The sequence below is a fragment of the Streptomyces sp. Tek67B01 genome (assembly GCF_055231995.1).
The window spans coordinates 6,498,235-6,513,995 of record NZ_JBUYUY010000001.1 but is presented as its reverse complement, the minus strand read 5'-3'; the positions used below and the strand labels follow the sequence as shown (position 1 = coordinate 6,513,995).

Here is a 15,761-nt window from a genome sequence, read left to right as displayed (position 1 = left end):
ACGTACAAGACGCGGACGGCATTCACCGCGCAGTCTCGAAGCATGAGAATCATGAACGAGACCGGCCCCGGAACCAAGCGCGGGACAGAGGCCGGGACAGAGGCCGGGACAGAGGCCGGGACAGAGGCCGACGCCGGGATCGGCGCCGGCGGTGGGGACGCGCCCGTCCGCTTCGACACCAAGATCGCCGTGGTCCTGCGGGACGACCTGGAGACCTGGCAGCGGCTGAACGTCACCGCGTTCCTGGTCAGCGGGCTCGGCGCGGCTTCGCCCGAGGTGATCGGCGAGCCGTACGCGGACGCCGACGGCGCCGACTACCTGCCGATGTTCCGCCAGCCCGTACTGGTCTTCGAGGCGACGAAGGAGCACCTGAGCGCCGCGCACGGTCGCGCCCTGCGGCGTGCGCTGCCGACGGCCGTGTTCACGTCGGACCTCTTCGGAACCGGCAACGACCGCGACAACCGGGCGGCCGTACGGGCAGTCGGCACGCACCGGCTCGACCTGGTGGGGATGGCCGTGTACGGGCCCCGCAACGGCGTGGACAAGGTTCTCAAGGGCGCGCGCATGCACCCCTGAGCGAAGACACCGGAAACGACTGTCAGCCTGGGTTGACACCGTACGATTGTCAGGCCAGGCTGACACGTATGGAAACCGGAGAGCTGACAGAGCGCCTCAGGTCGCACGACCCCGCCGTGGGGCTACGGGCGGTGGGGGCCCTGCACCGGCTGGCCGAGCAGGTCGAAGCCGCAGCCGTGGCGCGCGCCAGGCAGCAGGGCTGGTCCTGGGAGCAGATCGGGGACGCCCTCGGAGTGTCGAGGCAGTCCGCACACGCCAAACACGGGAAGTGAGACGACGGTGTTCGAGAAGTTCACAGCGGGTGCCCGCTCGGCCGTCACCGGGGCACTGGAAGAAGCCCGGCTGCGCGGCGATCGCCGGATCGGGACCGAGCACCTCCTCCTGGGCATCCTCCACGAGCCCGACTCGGCGGCGGTCCGATGTCTGGGGGTCGGCCTCGACGACGCGCGGACCGCCCTGGCGGACCTGGACCGGTCCGCGCTGGCCGCCATCGGGATCGACGTCCGGGGCGTCGAGCGGCCACCCGTCCCCGCCTCGCGCAAGCGCACCCCCTTCACCTCCGGGGCCCGCTCGGTCCTGCCGCGCGCCCTCGTCGAGGTGAAGCAGACCGGCGGCCGACGTCTAGGGGCGGAGCACCTGCTGCTCGCGCTCCTCGCCCGCGAACGTCCCGATCCCGCAGCCGAGTTGCTGGAACGGCTGGGCGTCGACCGTACGGCCGTCCGGATGCGCGTCCGGGGGACGGACGCCGCCGCATGAGGTACGTGGTGCCCGGTCGGCCCGGGGCAGGAGCCGGGGGGCGGCACACCGAGTGGCAACGGGGCGGCAACAGCGCCGCACGCGGCGGTGGGCGCACCGAAATCCCGCTTGTCGGGGCCCGGTTGGTTCCCGTAGGGTCCCCGATGTGAACACCGGACCGGCACTGCGCCACACACGGACGGGCTACCCGGTGGAGGGCTGATCCCTCCGCGGGTGCGCAGAAGGCACCCCCTCGGTTCGGCACGCGGACCTCCCACTGCTCGTGCACCGCGCGTCCGTTTTCCGTGCCGAACACACCGAGGCCATCCGCATGACAGTCACGTTCAACCACACCATCATCGCCGCCGAGGACCGCAACGAGTCGGCCCGCTTCTTCCGCGAGCTGCTGGAACTGCCGGAAGCGCCGTCCTGGGGCCCCTTCACCAACATCCTGCTCCCCGACGGCGTGCTGCTCCAGTTCGCGGAGCCGCCGGTGGAGATCCAGATGCAGCACTACGCCTTCCTGATCGACGACGAGTTGTTCGACCGGGCGTACCGGTGGCTCTGTGACCGCGACATCGAGCACTGGGCCGATCCCCGGATGCTCCGCCCGCGCGAGACCAACACCGAGCACGGGGGTCGGGGCGTGTACTTCAAGGACCCCTCGGGCCACGCCATCGAATTGATCACTCGCCCCTACCTGTAGCCGACCACCCGTGAGCCGGTGGCTGCCCGTGGCCCGGACCGGTCGCCGCACCCGCGGCGACCGGTCGGCGTACCGTCGGCGGCCACCGGTCACCCGCCTGCCGGGTCGTCACACCTCGGCGGCCAGACGGCGCTGGAGTTCCTCGCCCGACACGTCCTCCAGGTGGGTCAGGAACACCCAGATGTGACCCGAGGGGTCTTTGAGGATGACGGTGCGGTCCCCGTGGAACATGTCCGTCGGCGGTTGGAGGATCTCGGCTCCGGCCGCCCGCGCGCGCTCCGCGAGGCCGTCGACGTCCGGGACGAAGACGTGCAGCGTGACGGACGTCCCTCCGCCGAGGGCCGCCGGCGACGCGAAGGAGGCGGCTTCCGCCTCGTCAACGCTCGCGTCGCCCAGCATCAGGGCGGACCCTCCTATGGTGATCTCGGCGTGCAGGACGCCGCCGCCCGGAGCGTCGATCCTGAAGTCCTCGCGCGCCCCGAACGCCCGTCGGTAGAAGTCGATCGCCGCCGCGGCGTCGTCGACCATGATGTGCGGGATCACCGCGTGGCGGTAGCGGTCGGGGATCAGGGCGTGGGCCGTGGCGTCGCCGGCTTCGGTGCGCTCGGTCATGGTGGACCTCCTTCTCGGGCCGCGGGACGGTCCCCGCGGGCCTGGGAAGGAACGTAGAACCTCATGTTTGGTTGAGGTCAACCGGTGACCGTGGGCACGGGCGGAACGGCCCCTCTTCACCCGGCCGTGTGATCATGGCCCGTCGACACACCCGCGCCTCATGGGGGGACCATGCGCACCCGGACCACCACCGCCACCGCCACCACGAAGGGCCTCGTCGCGGCGCTCGCGGCCCTGCTCCTCCTGGCCGCTTGCACCGCACCGGGCGAGCGGCAGCACGGGGGCGCCGGCCCTGCCACACCCGCGCCCGCGCAGAGCGGCGGCCCCACGAACGAGGGGTACCAGGGGCCCCGACCGCAGGATCAGAACCTGCTGGCCTGGACCGGCGACCCCAATGACGCGGGGCACGTCACCGCCCAGTCGGCCGCCGGCGTCGGCGGGCGGATCACCCTCGTACGAATAGTCCTGCGCGAGCCCATCACCTGGTCGAACATCTGGCTGGGCCTCGCCGGGGTCGACCCGAACGCCCAGCTCACCAACTGCTACCTCGGTGTGTACGACGGCGCCGGCACCCTGCGCGCGGCCACCGCGGACATCTCGCCGCAGCTGACGGGCGAGGCGATCGCCAAGCCGCTGGCCCTCGGCAAGCCGTTCACCGCCGCCCCCGGGACCTATTTCATAGCCCTCCTGCTCAACGGCAACTGGGCCACCAACGCCCTCACGCTGAAGTCCACGGGAGCCGGCATCTCGGTCAACGCCGGTCTGGCTCCGCCGCAGCTCCGCTACAGCACCGTCCTGACCGGCCAGACGGCATTGCCCGCGACCGTGAACCTCGGCGAACAGTCCACCGGCGTCATCAACACCGGCTGGGGCAGTCAGTGGTACGGGGTCTCCTGAGCCGTGGTCCCACCCTCGCGCGCACCCGAACCGGCGTACGCACACGCGTACGAAGAGTGAGTGGATCAGGCTGCTTCCCGGCCGCGACCCGGCCGTTTTCGGCTTCCCTTTGGCAAAGGGACAGTTACCGACATGTCTGCATTGTGCAACACGGGGCGATTTGCTGATGTCTGGCGGCATCCGTGGGCCAAAGTATGGCTTCTCGGCCATATGCCGAGAACCGCTCGGAGCCCGCCCGGCTCGTACGAACCCCGGGGCGGGCCAACGTTGGAAGGGGCCATTGCCTTGTCTGCTTCTCTCACTCCCCGCCGTCTCGTCGCCGCGTTCCTGGCCGCCGGCGCCCTGGTCGGCGCCGCCGCCCTGCCGGCCAACGCCGCCGGCGACCACGGGAACGGCCGCCACGCGCACTCCTCGGTCGTCATCGGCTCCGTCCAGCACGAGAGCCGCGGTCACAACGACCGTTCCAACCACGCGCTGAACCGGGAATGGGTCGAGGTGAAGAACACCGGCCGCCACGGGGTCGACCTGCGCGGCTACACCCTGACCGACCAGCAGGGCAACCGCTACCGCTTCGCGGGCCTGCGTCTGGAGGGCGGCCACAGCGTCAAGGTGCACACCGGCCAGGGCCGCAACACGCACAGCGACGTCTACCAGAACCGCCGTCAGCAGATCTGGGACGCGCGCGACACCGCGACCCTGCGCGACGACCGCGGCCGCGTCATCGACACCGAGTCCTGGGGCGGCCGCCAGGGCCGCGGTCACCACAGCTGACCCACCCGCACGTCACGTCCCTCGCCGACCGTGACGTGACCACCTTCCGGTGCGGCGTGCCACGGGATTCCTCCCGCGGCACGCCGCATCCGTCTCCCCGCGAGTAGGATCCGCACGGGCGCAGACACCTCGGTGGTTCCGCGCGTCGCGATTGACCGTTCCCAGCGGGGGTTTGACTTGATATCGACTCTGATGCGCCGTGCGCGCGGCGCGCTCGCGGTCACCGTCGCCACCGGCGCCCTGCTCACCGTCTCCGCGCCGGCCCAGGCGGCCGCGGCGCCGCCCGTGACGGCCGCCGGCGCGTTCCTGATGGACGGCACCACCGGGGCGACGCTCACCTCCAAGGCGGCCGACACCAGGCGCCAGATGGCGAGCACCACGAAGATCATGACGGCGGTGGTGGTCGCCACCGCGGCCAACCTCGACCTCGACAAGAGGGTCACGGTCAAGCAGGAGTACCTGGACTACGTGGTCCGGGAAGGCGCGAGTTCGGCCCACCTCAAGGCGGGTGCCCGTCCGACGGTCCGTCAGTTGCTCTACGCGCTGATGCTTCCCTCGGGTTGCGACGCGGCGTACGCGCTCGCCGACACCTTCGGCACGGGCACGACGACGAAGGCCCGCACGGCGAACTTCATCGCGAAGATGAACGCCAAGGCCAAGTCACTGGGCCTGGGCAACACCGTGTACGACTCCTTCGACGGCATCTCGCCGACGGGGAACAACCTCACCACCCCGCGCGACCTCGCGAAGCTCACCAAGTACGCGATGGGCCGCGGCGTTTTCCGGACACTGGTGAAGACCACGTCGATCAGCACCGGCGCCACCTCCACCGACGCGACGTGGTCGAACAGCAACCTGCTCATCCGGCCCCGGCCGACCGGGTACGGGTACCCGGGTGCGATCGGCGTCAAGACCGGCACCGGCACGGCGGCCGGCAAGTGCCTCGTCTTCTCCGTGACCCGGAACGGCAAGACGATCATCGGCGTACTGCTGAACGACGAGGAGCGGTACGCCGACTCGATGGCGCTCTCCGACTGGGCCCTGGGCCCGGCCGCCGGCTCCAGGACCGCCCTCCAGCGCGGCAACACGGACCCGATCCCGGACGTGCTCGACTGACGGTGGACGTGGGCGACGGCGGTCGACACGCGAGGACCTCAAGGCGTGAAAAACGTGAAGACGTAAAACACATGAAGGCGTGAGGCGGATACCCCCGGTATCCGCCTCTCGTCGTGGGAGGTGCCGGTCAGTGGTCGTCCGGGCGGGCGCTGATCAGGTACGCGGCCTCCTCCGACAGCCTCGTGCGCCGGCCTTCCTGCGGCTCGGCGCCCAGCGCCAGGCGCAACGCGAGTTCCGTACGCAGCAACGTCGTCCGCGGTACGGGAACCCGCTGCCCCGGCTTCTCCGTGAACGGCTGTAGTTCCACCGCGGCCGCTTGCGCCTCGTCCGAGCCGCTGCGTCGCAGGGAAAGGAACACGCGGGCGAGCCAGTCGGCGGGAATCGTCACCATGGAATCGGTCATGCCCCTGCAACGATCGAAACCCCTCGCGGGTCAGTCCCGATCGATCGGTCGACGACGCCTGCCCGCGCCACGGCCCCCGCGGCAGGAGCGGGAGTGCAGGGACGCTCCTGAGGTCCTCCGCCGCGGCGCGAGTCGCGATCGAGCCTGCCAACAGTCGGGGCTGGGACCGTGTCGAAGACGACGCGGGCCGGAGCCACCCCCGGGCCGGGGCACTTCGGTGCCGCTGCCGACGGCGCTCTCCCGTCCGCGCGTTCGGCCTGACCGTCGAGGCCACGACAAGAGGGGTCCGGAAACCACGGGCGGGACCGTCCGGACCGAGGAGAGGGGTTTGATGTGGCGAAGATCGTTCTGATATCCGGCAGCACCCGCCGGGATTCGTTGAACACCGCTGTGCTTACGACCGTGCGCCACATCCTGGCGGAGCTGCCCGGCGACCACGAAGCCGTGCTGCTTCCCGTGGCCGGCCTGCCGTTCTACGAGGCCGAACTGGAGCGCGCCGACAGCTCTGCCGAGGTACGCGCGGCCAAGGAACTGGTCGCCGACGCGGACGCGTTGTTCATCAGCACCCCCTCCTACAACGGCGAGATGCCCGGAGCGCTCAAGAACGCCTTGGACTGGCTGTCCCGGCCCGGTGGCCGGAGCCCGCTGACCGGCAAGGTGACGGCAGTGGCCAGCGCCTCCCCCGGCGCGCGCGGCGGGCTCGACGCCCAGCCGGGCCTGGTCGGCGTACTCGGTCGCTGCGGCGCGCTGGTCGTCGCCCACGAGCCGGTCGCCATCGGCGGCGCTGCCGCGCAGGCCGGCGCGGACGGGCGATACACGGACCCGGAGGTCCTGGCCCCCCTGGAGAGCCTGACCCGCGCGTTGCTCGCCGAAGTCAGCCACCTCGCCGAACCGGCCGAACGTGCCGAGGTGCTCGTCTGATGGCGAAGTCCGACCACCCCGGCCTCTGGCAGATCATGAAGGAAGACCTGGACGTGGTGGTGGCCCGCGACCCGTCCATGCGCAACCGCCGGGAGGCGCTGCTCCACGCGGCGCTGCCCGCCCTGTGGGCGCACCGGATCGCGCACCTGCTGCACCTGCGCGGTCTGCGGTTCCTCGCCCGGGCCATCGCCTGGTACGCCCGCCGCGGCACGGCCGTCGAGATCCACCCCGGCGCGGTGCTCGGCCGGCGGGTGTTCATCGACCACGGCGCGGCCGTCGTGATCGGCGAGACCGCGGTGGTCGGGGACGACGTGACCATCTACCACCAGGTGACGCTGGGAGCGGTGGGCTGGTGGAGCGACAACGACCGACCCGCGGGTGAACGCCGACACCCCGTGGTGGGCCACGACGTCGTGCTCGGTACGAACGCGACCGTGCTGGGCCCCGTGACCATCGGCGAGCACGCCGTCATCGGGGCGCAGGCCCTGGTGAACAAGGACGTGCCGCCGGGAGCCCGGGTGCTCGCCGCCACCGCCGTGATCAAGGCGGTGGGCAAGGCCCCGGAGCCCATGGAGGACCTGTACGCGGTCACCGCCTCGGCCGGTTCCTGGTAACCCGCGCCCTTCCCGTCCCGCGTGCCCCGCTCCCCGCGTGTCCCGCTCCCCGGCGGGTTCCCCCCGCGAGGCGTGTACCGGCGCACGAAGCGCCGTAGGACCGACCGACACACACCGCCCCACCGAACGACTTGTGAGGAACAGACGTGGAAAGCCGCCAGAAGCGCAACATAGCCGACAGCATCGAGGACTTGGTCGGCTCGACCCCACTGATCCGTCTGCGCTTCGACGACGCCGCCCCGGGCACCGAGGTACTGGCGAAGCTGGAATCCGCCAACCCGATGTCCAGCAGCAAGGACCGGGCCGCCCTGTTCATGCTGCGCGCCGCGGAACTGCGGGGCGACCTCAGCCCCGGCAGTGGCACCGTCATCGAGGCGACGTCCGGCAACACGGGCATCTCCCTGGCCGCGCTCTGCGCCGCGCGCGGCTACCGCTGCGTGATCGTGCTGCCCGACAGCGCCACCGCCGAGCGGGTCTCCCTGCTCAAGGCGCTGGGCGCGGAGGTGGTGCAGACCCCGCGCGACAGCGGCTACTCCGGTGCGATCGCCAAGGCCGAGGAACTGCACGCGGCGACGCCGGGCTCCTGGTTCCCCCGCCAGCACGACAACGCCGACAACGTGCGGGCCCACTACGAGACCACCGGCCCGGAGATCTGGACCGACACCGCCGGACGCATCGACGTCCTGGTGTGCGGCGTGGGCACGGGCGGCACCCTCAGCGGCATCGCGCGGTACCTGAAGGAGCAGAATCCCGGGATACGCGTCGTCGCGGTCGAACCGGAGAAGTCCCCCGTACTGTCCCAGGGCGTCGGCGGCCTGCACCGGATTCCCGGTCTCAACGGCGGCTTCGTCGCCCCCACCACCGATGTCGACGTGATCGACAGCGTCGTGACGGTCTCCGACGAGGACGCCATGATCGCCGCCCGTGCCCTCGCCCGTCGCCAGGGCGTCTTCGCCGGGGTCTCCTCCGGCGCCGTCGCCCATGCCTGCGCCCGGCTGGCCGCGCACCCCGACTACATCGGCGCCACGATCGTCACGGTCCTCCCCGACACGGGCGAGCGGTACCTCAGCCTGTGGAACGAGAACGACGCGTCGGCCGCCCGCAGTGTCGAACAGCCCGTTACCCGGCCCGCCGAGCCGAGCGCCACCCGGGCCGCCGAGCAGGCAGCCGCCCTGATCATCAAGCCCTGACCGCCGTGCCCTGAACCGGCCCCCGAGCCGGCCGGCTGAGCCACGCCGAGCCCCGCCGCACCGTCGCCCCGTCCGACGCCCGAATCCCCCACTCCGCAAAGGAACCCGACATGCCGGTGACCACCGTCGACTGGTGGCGGGGCAACGACCGTGCCCCGAGCGCCGAGTCCGTCCGCACAACGACCCAGACCGCCCTGAGCGCGACCGCACCGGGCGGGACCCCGCTCGCCGACGATTCGCTCGGCGGACCCGCGCGTGAGGGAGACGGAGCATGAACTTCCGCGAGCTGCACCCGAACATCAAACTGAGGCTGGGCGTCGGATTCGTCCAACGGCTCCTCGGCATCATGTTGATGCCGCTGATGGTCATCCACCTGGCCGCCTTGTACGGCGCCGCCGCGGCCGGCGTGCTCACCCTGGTGGTCGCCGCCGCCGGCATCGCCAGCAACTTCCTCGGCGGCCATCTCGCCGACGTCTACGGGCGCAGGCCCCTGATGGTGGCCGGCGAGATCGGCGCGGCCCTCACGTTCGGACTGCTGGCCGTGGCCAACTCGCCGTGGTGGCAGTCGGGAGCGGTGACCTTCGTCCTCTTCCTGCTCAACACCTGCCTCGCGAGCGCCGCCACCCCGGCCGCCGAGGCGATGATGATCGACGTCTCCACCCCCGAGAACCGCAACTTCGTCTACACGGTCAACTACTGGTCGATCAACCTGGCCTTCACCGCGGGCGCCCTCATCGGCGGTTTCTTCTACGGCGAGCACTTCACCCTGCTGCTGACCGCGGCGGCCGTACTCTCCGCCGCGACCGCCCTGGTCACCTGGTGGTGGATCGCGGAGAGCGCCCCGGAGTCCGCCAAGGACCAGGCGGCCGGTATCCCGGCCATGCTCCGCGGTTACCTCGCGGTCTCCCGGGACCGGGTGTTCCTGCGGCTGCTGGCGGCGGCGACGTTCAGCAGGGCCATCGAGGTACAGATCGGCTACTACATCGCCGTCCGGCTCGCGGACGACTTCCCCGAGCAGGCGCTGGCCGGCCTGGACCGCTGGTTCCCCGCGGTGAACGGCGTCGCGATGCTCGGCATCCTCCGGGCCGTCAACACCGCCCTGATCGTCGTGTTCGCGCTCTTCGCCGGCAGCATGTTCCGCCGGATGCCCGACCGGGTCCGGCTCTACGCGGGCCTGGCGGTCTTCACCGCCGGCTACATGGTCCTCGCCGTCAGCAACAGCGGCTGGGTGCTGATCGCCGCCGCCGTCCTGCTGACGGTGGGCGAGATCGCGAACGTACCGGTCAAGCAGGCGCTGCTCGCCGACCTGGTCGACCCGGCCGCCCGCACCAAGTACCTGGCCGCCTACGGTCTCAACGCCCGCGTCGGCCTGCTCATCGGCTCGCTCTGCGTGACCATCGGCGCCTTCCTGTCCCCGGTCGGCATGAGCCTGCTGTACGCGGCCTTCGGCCTGGGCGCCATCCTCGTCTACCGCTCGCTGCTCCCGCTGCGCGAGGCGCGGCAGGCCGCGGCGGAGCAGGGCGCCGCCACCCCCGAGCACAGCGCCACGACCCCCGAGAACAGCACGTCAGCCGCGGAGCGGGACGCGGACCCGCAGCCGGTCCGACCGGTCGTCTCCTCGGCCCGGAACGGAGCCACGTCATGACCCACCCCCCGACCCCCGGCCGCCTCCTGATGGTGATGCCGTACGAGCAGCTCGTCCGCAAGGCCGTCGAGGCCGGATTCCGGGTCTGGTCCATCTGGGACCCGGCGCTCCGGTCGGCCGCCTACCTGGAGGAGGTCGCGGCCCACTCCGAGGAGCTGGCCCTCGTCGACTTCGAGGACGAGGCCGCCCTGCGTGCGCTGGTGGCGCGGATGGCGAAGGAGAACGGCATCCGGCACGTCCTGCACCTGGGCAGCGAATCCAGCATGGCCCCGGTGGTCGCCGAGGCCGAGGCCCTGGGCCTGTCGCCGAACAGCGCCGAGTCCGTCCGGCTGCTCAACGACAAGAACGCGATGCGCCGACTGCTCAACCGCAACGGCGTCTCCGTGGTCCGCGCCCGGGAAGCCGCGACGCTCGGCGAAGTGGAGCCACTGCTCGCTGAATTCGGGCTTCCGGCCGTGGTCAAGCCCGCCAACTCGGCGGGCAGCCGCGGGATCGCGCTCGTCCGCGACGCATCGGACCTCGCGGAGTGGACCGACCGGGTCAAGTCGGCCGGCATCGAAGGCCCGTACATCGTCGAGGACTTCCTGAAGGGACCCGAGTTCAGTGTCGAGACCCTGACCGTCGACGGCAGGCACGAGATCGTCGGGATCACGGCCAAGCAGACCAGTGGGCCGCCAGGGTTCGTCGAGACCGGGCACGTCCACCCGGCCCCGCTCCCCGCCGTCGACGCCGCGGCGATCCGTTCCACCGTCACCGCCCTGCTCGACCTGGCCGGCTACACGTTCGGGCCCGCGCACACCGAGGTGATCCTCACCCCGGCCGGGCCGCGCGTCGTGGAGTCGCAGGCCCGCCTCGGCGGCGACAAGATCCCGCTGCTCGTGGAGGTGGCCACCGGACTCGACCTGGAAGCGGCGATCTTCCGGGCCCTGGCCGGCGAGGACATCAGGACGCCCGCCCCCCGGCGCTACGCCTCCATCGGCTTCTTCCGGCTGCCCGCCGGGCGCCTGGAGTCGGTCGAGGGGTTGGCGGAGCTGGGCGCCCCGGAGCACGTGCACGCCGTGCACTTCCCCTACGGGCCGGGCGACGTCCTGCCGCGCACCACCGACTCCGGTACCCGGCACGGCTACGCCGTCGTCGACGCCCCGAGCCCCGTCGAGGCGGCCGAGCGGATCGACGCGGCCTTCGCCACGCTGCGCACCACGATCACCGCCGACACCACCAGCACACCCCCCAACACCTCCGGCACCTCCGGCACACCCAGTACCTCCGGCACGAAGGAAACCCAGTCATGAGCGCGAGGACCGCGACGACCGCAGCCGCCCCACCCGCGAGCCCCGCAGCCGAGCGGACCATGCTGTTGGTCGGCGGAACCGACCAGCACCTCGAACGCGCGAAGGCCCTGGGCGTCCGCGTGGTGATGCTCCAGCACCCCGACAAGATCAACCCCTTCCAGACCGGGCTGGCCGACGTGCTGCTGATGGTCGACTACACCGACTGGGACACCGTCCGGCCGCTGGCCGAGGCGGCCCGCGAGGTCTGGGGGTTCGACGTGATCGTCTCGCTCACCGAGGGCGGTCTCGACATGGCGGCCCGGCTGAACGACCACTTCGGCTTCCCGGGCACCCGGCCCGAGGTGAGCCGCCGGATGCGCGACAAGTACCTGATGCGCCGGCACCTCGCGGAGCACGGCCGGCTCTCCATCCACTGGGACCGGGTCACCGACCGTGCGTCACTGGAGGCCTTCGCCCTCAAGGCGGGCTTCCCGTTCATCGTCAAGCCGACGGACGCGACCGCGAGCTTCGGCCTGATCCGGGTCGGCGGCGCCGCCGACCTGGACGCGGCTTGGGAGCGGATCGAGGAACTGCGCGGCCGGCGCACCGACCGCGGCTCGACCCTGTTCACGGTCCGCGAGTTCCTGATGGAGTCCTACCTCGACGGCCCCGAGTTCAGTGTGGAGGGCTTCAGCTTCGACGGTCGTCACGTGGTGGTCGCGGTGACCGAGAAGCTCGTCGACGACACGCACTTCGCGGAGCTGGGGCACGCCCTGCCCGCCCGGCTCACGCCACAGGCGTACGACCAGGTCACCACCGCGGTCGCGGACTTCCTCGACACGATGGGCATCACCGACGGGCCGAGCCACACGGAGTTGCGCCTGACCTCGCGCGGGCCCGTCGTCATCGAGTCCCACAACCGGGTGGGCGGCGGCCACATCAACGAACTGGTCGAGGCCGCCTTCGGGATCGACCTGCTCTGGTACGGGGTCGCCTGGCCGCTGGGCCTGGTGGAGGAGTTGCCCGAACCCCCGATGGCCCGCGCCGGCGCCTGCACGCGCTTCGTCCTGCGCGATCCCGGAACGGTCACGGCGGTGTCCGGTGTGGAGGAGGTAGCGGCCCGGCCGGACGTGCTGGCCGTGGAGGTCTCCGTACGTCCCGGCGACGAAGTCCGCCCGCTGCGGGACAACTGGGATCGGCTCGGCTTCGCCGCTGTGACGGCGGCCGACACCGACGCCGCGATCGCCCTGTGCGAACGGCTGACCTCGCAGATCCGCATCGACGTGGCCCCGGCGACCGCGTTCGCCACACGGGAAATGGAGGTGGCGGCGTGACGGCGCTCGTCCTGCACCGGTTCCCGCTGGAGCCCTTCCCGTACGACCGGTGGCTGGCGGAGCTCGACGGCGGCGTGGTGATGATCGCCGCCCGGGACAAGATCCTCGGGGGCCGCGAGCAGGTCCCGGACGGGCCCGGCGGCTACCGCCACCTGGAGATCATCGACTCGTTCGACGACGAGGACCTGGTCGACCGGCTCGCCGGGGACCTGGTCCAGGAGTACGGGGTCACGCACGTCATCGCGCACCACGAGGCGGACCTCATCCGGGCCGCGGCCCTGCGCGAGAAGTTCGCTCTGCCCGGCCAACTGCCCGCGGACGTCATGCCCTTCCGGGACAAGGTCCTGATGAAGCGCGAGCTCGCGGCGGCGGGCATCGCCGTCGCCCCGCACGCCCTGCCGGGGACGGCGGACGAGGCGCGGGCCTTCGCCGAGGCGCACGGCCTGCCGCTCGTCTTCAAGGCGCGCGACGGCTTCGGCTCGATCGGTCTGCGGATCGTACGGACCGGCGAGGAACTGGAGCGGCACCTGGCCGAGGTCTTCGCGCCCGACGCGGGGCCCCGCGAGGACCTGCTGTTGGAGGCGTACGTCCCGGGCCGGATGTGCCATGTGGACGGGGTGGTCGCGGGCGGCCGCACGGTGATGGCCTGGCCCTCCCAGTACCAGTACGAGCTGTCGTCCTTCCAGGCCGACAGCGGTGCCCGGGTGGACCTCACCCTGGACCCCTCCGACCCGCTGACACCGAGGCTGCTGGAGCTGGCGGAACAGGCGCTCGCGGCGCTCGGCGGACCGGCCGACTTCGCCTTCCACGCGGAGGTGTTCCACACGCCCGACGACCGGTTGGTGGTCTGCGAGGTCGCGGCCCGGCCGGCGGGCGCGCGCATCCGCGAGGTGCTGACGGCCGTCTTCGGCGTGCACCCGGTGGAGCTGGCGTCGCGGGCGCACACGGGTCTGCGGCTGCCGGCCCTGGAGCGGCTCGCGGAGGGACGCCCGGACGGGGCGGTCGGGCGGTTGGAGCCGGTCAGGATGGCGGGTCAGGTCCTGATGATGAAGCGACCGGGCACGGTGCGCGGCATCCCGACCACACCCGAGGAGCCGTGGGTGGAGTTCTACGGCGTCTTCGCGGAGCCGGGCGAGGTCCTCGCCGAGGCGGCCCTGTCCTCGGACTTCCTTGCCGCGGCGGTCCTCTCGGCGGCGACGCGGGAGGAGTGCGAGAAGCGGCTGCGGGCGTTGGGCGCGCGTTTCGAGTCGGAGATCGTGATCGACTGACCCTCGCGGGGAGATCGCGGGGGCGGAGAGGGGTGGGCGGCCGGCCGACGAGCCGGGCGCCCCTGGTCGGGGCCGGTGGCTCACCCGCGTCGCACGGTTCGATAGGGTCCGGGGTCGCATGGGACCGATCGAGGAGTGCTTGTATGACCAGCGGAACGCCTTCGGCCCCCTGCGCTACGGCCAAGCCTGTCGCGGCCCCCGACGGGGACGAGCGGATCTCCCGTATACGTCGGCGTCTGGAGCGGCTCATCGGCATCGCCGCGACCGAGGGCAACAGCGTGCTTCCGCTGCGCAACGGCGACGAGATATTCGCGGCGATGCTCTCCTCGATCGAGGAGGCCCGCCACACCGTCGACATGATGACGTTCGTCTACTGGCGCGGGGACATCGCCCGCCGGTTCGCCGGGGCGCTGGCCGACCGCGCACGCGCCGGCCTGCGGGTGCGGCTGCTGCTGGACGGGTTCGGCAGCCGCCTCATAGAACCCGAGCTCCTGGAGGAGATGGGCGCCGCCGGAGTCCAGGTCGCCTGGTTCCGCAAACCGCTCTACCTCTCCCCGCTCAAGCAGAACCACCGCTGCCACCGCAAGGTGCTGGTGGTGGACGAGCGGACCGCCTTCACCGGCGGTGTGGGCATCGCGGAGGAGTGGTGCGGCGACGCGCGCAACGAACGGGAGTGGCGTGACACGCACGTCGAGGTGCGGGGCCCGGCGGTCGACGGCATCGCCGCCGCGTTCGCCCAGAACTGGGCGGAGTGCCATAAGGAGCTCTTCGACGAGCGGGACCGCTTCGTCGGCCACGAGCCGGCGGGCGACGCGATCGTGCAGGTCGTACGGGGATCGGCCAGCTTCGGCTGGCAGGACATGCAGACCCTGATCCGGGTGATCCTGGAGTCGGCCGAGGAGCGGGTGCGGCTGGCGACCGCGTACTTCGCTCCTGACACGTACTTCGTCGACCTGCTGTGCGCGACGGCGCGCCGCGGGGTGGAGGTCCAGATCCTGCTGCCCGGTCCCCACACCGACAAGCGGGTGTGCCGACTGGCGGGTCAGCGCCACTACGAGGCGCTGACCGCGGCCGGGGTGGAGATCTTCGAGTACCAGCCGACCATGATGCACGCGAAGGTCATCACCATGGACGGCGTGGTGTCGTTGATCGGCTCGACCAACTTCAACAGGCGCTCCCTCGACCACGACGAGGAGGTCATGCTCGCCGTCATGGCCAGGGAGTTCACCGCGGTCCTCGACGCGCACTACGACACCGACCTCAAGGTCAGCGACCCGGTCCGCCCCGCCAGGTGGAAGAACCGCTCACTCGCGCAGCGCGCTCGGGAGGCCGCGGTGGTCCCCATCCGCCGCTACCTCTGAGGCCGGCTCCCCTGGCGGGAAGAGGAGGGGCCCGGTGGTGCGGCACGCTCCGGGGCCGGTCGTCAGTCCCGGTCGGCGTCCCCGCCCCGCGCCCGGTCGCCGGAGCGGCGCTGTGCGTCGTGGTTCGGGGCGTCGGCTCCCTCCCCCGGCCCGCCGTCCGCGACCTCTTCCCGGGAGCCGCGCTCGGCGCGCTCGGCTTCCCGTCGTGCTTCCTCGTCACCGGCCTCACCCGGTGCGTGGGACGGCGTGGTGCGAGACGGCTCGTTCCGTTCACGATCGGTCATGGTCGCATCCTTTCCTCTCCACCGGCCGGCGAACGCGTCGGTGGGCGTAACCCCGCC

19 protein-coding genes are annotated in these 15,761 nt (G+C 71.7%); 16 read left to right on the top strand and 3 right to left on the bottom strand.

Annotated features, from left to right (window positions below):
- Positions 1-42 precede the first annotated feature (42 nt).
- The 4 genes from ACV7NM_RS29535 (at position 43) to ACV7NM_RS29520 (ending at position 2,017) form a co-directional block, all read left to right on the top strand.
- Positions 43-576, top strand: a complete 534-nt coding sequence (locus ACV7NM_RS29535) for a DUF2000 family protein (RefSeq protein ID WP_463413156.1) — start codon at positions 43-45, stop codon at positions 574-576.
- A 68-nt stretch (positions 577-644) separates the two neighbouring features.
- The gene (locus ACV7NM_RS29530; RefSeq protein WP_136216111.1) at positions 645-848 is read left to right on the top strand and encodes a helix-turn-helix domain-containing protein; all 204 of its coding nucleotides are present in this window, start codon (positions 645-647) and stop codon (positions 846-848) included.
- Positions 849-855: 7 nt separating this feature from the next.
- The gene (locus tag ACV7NM_RS29525) at positions 856-1,332 is read left to right on the top strand and encodes a Clp protease N-terminal domain-containing protein (protein WP_463413155.1); all 477 of its coding nucleotides are present in this window, start codon (positions 856-858) and stop codon (positions 1,330-1,332) included.
- A 310-nt stretch (positions 1,333-1,642) separates the two neighbouring features.
- The gene (locus ACV7NM_RS29520; RefSeq protein ID WP_463413154.1) at positions 1,643-2,017 is read left to right on the top strand and encodes a VOC family protein; all 375 of its coding nucleotides are present in this window, start codon (positions 1,643-1,645) and stop codon (positions 2,015-2,017) included.
- 108 nt (positions 2,018-2,125) lie between these two features.
- Here the strand turns inward: ACV7NM_RS29520 and ACV7NM_RS29515 are convergent, their stop codons facing one another.
- Positions 2,126-2,629, bottom strand: a complete 504-nt coding sequence (locus tag ACV7NM_RS29515; protein ID WP_463413153.1) for a VOC family protein — start codon at positions 2,627-2,629, stop codon at positions 2,126-2,128.
- A gap of 171 nt (positions 2,630-2,800) precedes the next feature.
- On the opposite strand from ACV7NM_RS29515, the gene ACV7NM_RS29510 reads away from it, so the two are divergent.
- The 3 genes from ACV7NM_RS29510 to ACV7NM_RS29500 all read left to right on the top strand — a co-directional run bounded on the left by ACV7NM_RS29510 (position 2,801) and on the right by ACV7NM_RS29500 (position 5,413).
- Entirely contained in the window at positions 2,801-3,526 is a 726-nt protein-coding gene (locus ACV7NM_RS29510; RefSeq protein ID WP_463413152.1) for a hypothetical protein, read from the top strand.
- 285 nt (positions 3,527-3,811) lie between these two features.
- The gene (locus ACV7NM_RS29505) at positions 3,812-4,297 is read left to right on the top strand and encodes a lamin tail domain-containing protein (RefSeq protein WP_463413151.1); all 486 of its coding nucleotides are present in this window, start codon (positions 3,812-3,814) and stop codon (positions 4,295-4,297) included.
- Positions 4,298-4,489: 192 nt separating this feature from the next.
- Positions 4,490-5,413, top strand: coding sequence for a D-alanyl-D-alanine carboxypeptidase family protein (locus ACV7NM_RS29500; RefSeq protein ID WP_463413150.1), 924 nt, complete (start codon positions 4,490-4,492; stop codon positions 5,411-5,413).
- 127 nt (positions 5,414-5,540) lie between these two features.
- Here ACV7NM_RS29500 and ACV7NM_RS29495 read toward each other — a convergent pair whose 3' ends face one another.
- A complete protein-coding gene (locus ACV7NM_RS29495) occupies positions 5,541-5,816 on the bottom strand; it encodes a hypothetical protein (RefSeq protein ID WP_463413149.1) in 276 nt (91 codons plus the stop codon).
- A 333-nt stretch (positions 5,817-6,149) separates the two neighbouring features.
- On the opposite strand from ACV7NM_RS29495, the gene ACV7NM_RS29490 reads away from it, so the two are divergent.
- The 9 genes from ACV7NM_RS29490 to ACV7NM_RS29450 all read left to right on the top strand — a co-directional run bounded on the left by ACV7NM_RS29490 (position 6,150) and on the right by ACV7NM_RS29450 (position 15,420).
- Complete coding sequence (locus ACV7NM_RS29490; protein WP_463413148.1) at positions 6,150-6,737, top strand: NADPH-dependent FMN reductase; 588 nt, start codon at positions 6,150-6,152, stop codon at positions 6,735-6,737.
- Positions 6,737-7,351, top strand: a complete 615-nt coding sequence (epsC, locus tag ACV7NM_RS29485) for a serine O-acetyltransferase EpsC (RefSeq protein ID WP_463413147.1) — start codon at positions 6,737-6,739, stop codon at positions 7,349-7,351. Before ACV7NM_RS29490 ends, epsC begins: the two co-directional genes overlap by 1 nt.
- Before the next feature lie 146 nt (positions 7,352-7,497).
- Complete coding sequence (locus ACV7NM_RS29480; protein ID WP_463413146.1) at positions 7,498-8,541, top strand: PLP-dependent cysteine synthase family protein; 1,044 nt, start codon at positions 7,498-7,500, stop codon at positions 8,539-8,541.
- A gap of 110 nt (positions 8,542-8,651) precedes the next feature.
- Positions 8,652-8,816: a hypothetical protein gene (locus ACV7NM_RS29475; RefSeq protein ID WP_463413145.1), complete on the top strand. Its 165-nt coding sequence runs from the start codon at positions 8,652-8,654 to the stop codon at positions 8,814-8,816.
- Complete coding sequence (locus tag ACV7NM_RS29470) at positions 8,813-10,186, top strand: MFS transporter (protein WP_463413144.1); 1,374 nt, start codon at positions 8,813-8,815, stop codon at positions 10,184-10,186. The genes ACV7NM_RS29475 and ACV7NM_RS29470 overlap by 4 nt, the downstream gene beginning before the upstream one ends.
- Positions 10,183-11,478, top strand: a complete 1,296-nt coding sequence (locus ACV7NM_RS29465; protein WP_463413143.1) for an ATP-grasp domain-containing protein — start codon at positions 10,183-10,185, stop codon at positions 11,476-11,478. Before ACV7NM_RS29470 ends, ACV7NM_RS29465 begins: the two co-directional genes overlap by 4 nt.
- Positions 11,475-12,791, top strand: coding sequence for an ATP-grasp domain-containing protein (locus ACV7NM_RS29460; RefSeq protein ID WP_463413142.1), 1,317 nt, complete (start codon positions 11,475-11,477; stop codon positions 12,789-12,791). The genes ACV7NM_RS29465 and ACV7NM_RS29460 overlap by 4 nt, the downstream gene beginning before the upstream one ends.
- Complete coding sequence (locus ACV7NM_RS29455; RefSeq protein ID WP_463413141.1) at positions 12,788-14,059, top strand: ATP-grasp domain-containing protein; 1,272 nt, start codon at positions 12,788-12,790, stop codon at positions 14,057-14,059. The genes ACV7NM_RS29460 and ACV7NM_RS29455 overlap by 4 nt, the downstream gene beginning before the upstream one ends.
- A gap of 143 nt (positions 14,060-14,202) precedes the next feature.
- Positions 14,203-15,420: a phospholipase D-like domain-containing protein gene (locus ACV7NM_RS29450; RefSeq protein WP_463413140.1), complete on the top strand. Its 1,218-nt coding sequence runs from the start codon at positions 14,203-14,205 to the stop codon at positions 15,418-15,420.
- A 62-nt stretch (positions 15,421-15,482) separates the two neighbouring features.
- Here ACV7NM_RS29450 and ACV7NM_RS29445 read toward each other — a convergent pair whose 3' ends face one another.
- Positions 15,483-15,704: a hypothetical protein gene (locus ACV7NM_RS29445; RefSeq protein WP_463413139.1), complete on the bottom strand. Its 222-nt coding sequence runs from the start codon at positions 15,702-15,704 to the stop codon at positions 15,483-15,485.
- Positions 15,705-15,761 lie beyond the last annotated feature (57 nt).

Excerpts from the sequence above, each read along its gene's own strand:
- ACV7NM_RS29535 (WP_463413156.1), top strand. The coding sequence starts at position 43 with ATGAGAATCATGAACGAGACCGGCCCCGGAACCAAGCGCGGGACAGAG.
- ACV7NM_RS29530 (WP_136216111.1), top strand. The coding sequence starts at position 645 with ATGGAAACCGGAGAGCTGACAGAGCGCCTCAGGTCGCACGACCCCGCC.
- ACV7NM_RS29520 (WP_463413154.1), top strand. The coding sequence starts at position 1,643 with ATGACAGTCACGTTCAACCACACCATCATCGCCGCCGAGGACCGCAAC.
- ACV7NM_RS29515 (WP_463413153.1), bottom strand. The coding sequence starts at position 2,629 with ATGACCGAGCGCACCGAAGCCGGCGACGCCACGGCCCACGCCCTGATC.
- ACV7NM_RS29510 (WP_463413152.1), top strand. The coding sequence starts at position 2,801 with ATGCGCACCCGGACCACCACCGCCACCGCCACCACGAAGGGCCTCGTC.
- ACV7NM_RS29500 (WP_463413150.1), top strand. The coding sequence starts at position 4,490 with ATGCGCCGTGCGCGCGGCGCGCTCGCGGTCACCGTCGCCACCGGCGCC.
- ACV7NM_RS29495 (WP_463413149.1), bottom strand. The coding sequence starts at position 5,816 with ATGACCGATTCCATGGTGACGATTCCCGCCGACTGGCTCGCCCGCGTG.
- epsC (WP_463413147.1), top strand. The coding sequence starts at position 6,737 with ATGGCGAAGTCCGACCACCCCGGCCTCTGGCAGATCATGAAGGAAGAC.
- ACV7NM_RS29475 (WP_463413145.1), top strand. The coding sequence starts at position 8,652 with ATGCCGGTGACCACCGTCGACTGGTGGCGGGGCAACGACCGTGCCCCG.
- ACV7NM_RS29470 (WP_463413144.1), top strand. The coding sequence starts at position 8,813 with ATGAACTTCCGCGAGCTGCACCCGAACATCAAACTGAGGCTGGGCGTC.
- ACV7NM_RS29465 (WP_463413143.1), top strand. The coding sequence starts at position 10,183 with ATGACCCACCCCCCGACCCCCGGCCGCCTCCTGATGGTGATGCCGTAC.
- ACV7NM_RS29460 (WP_463413142.1), top strand. The coding sequence starts at position 11,475 with ATGAGCGCGAGGACCGCGACGACCGCAGCCGCCCCACCCGCGAGCCCC.
- ACV7NM_RS29450 (WP_463413140.1), top strand. The coding sequence starts at position 14,203 with ATGACCAGCGGAACGCCTTCGGCCCCCTGCGCTACGGCCAAGCCTGTC.
- ACV7NM_RS29445 (WP_463413139.1), bottom strand. The coding sequence starts at position 15,704 with ATGACCGATCGTGAACGGAACGAGCCGTCTCGCACCACGCCGTCCCAC.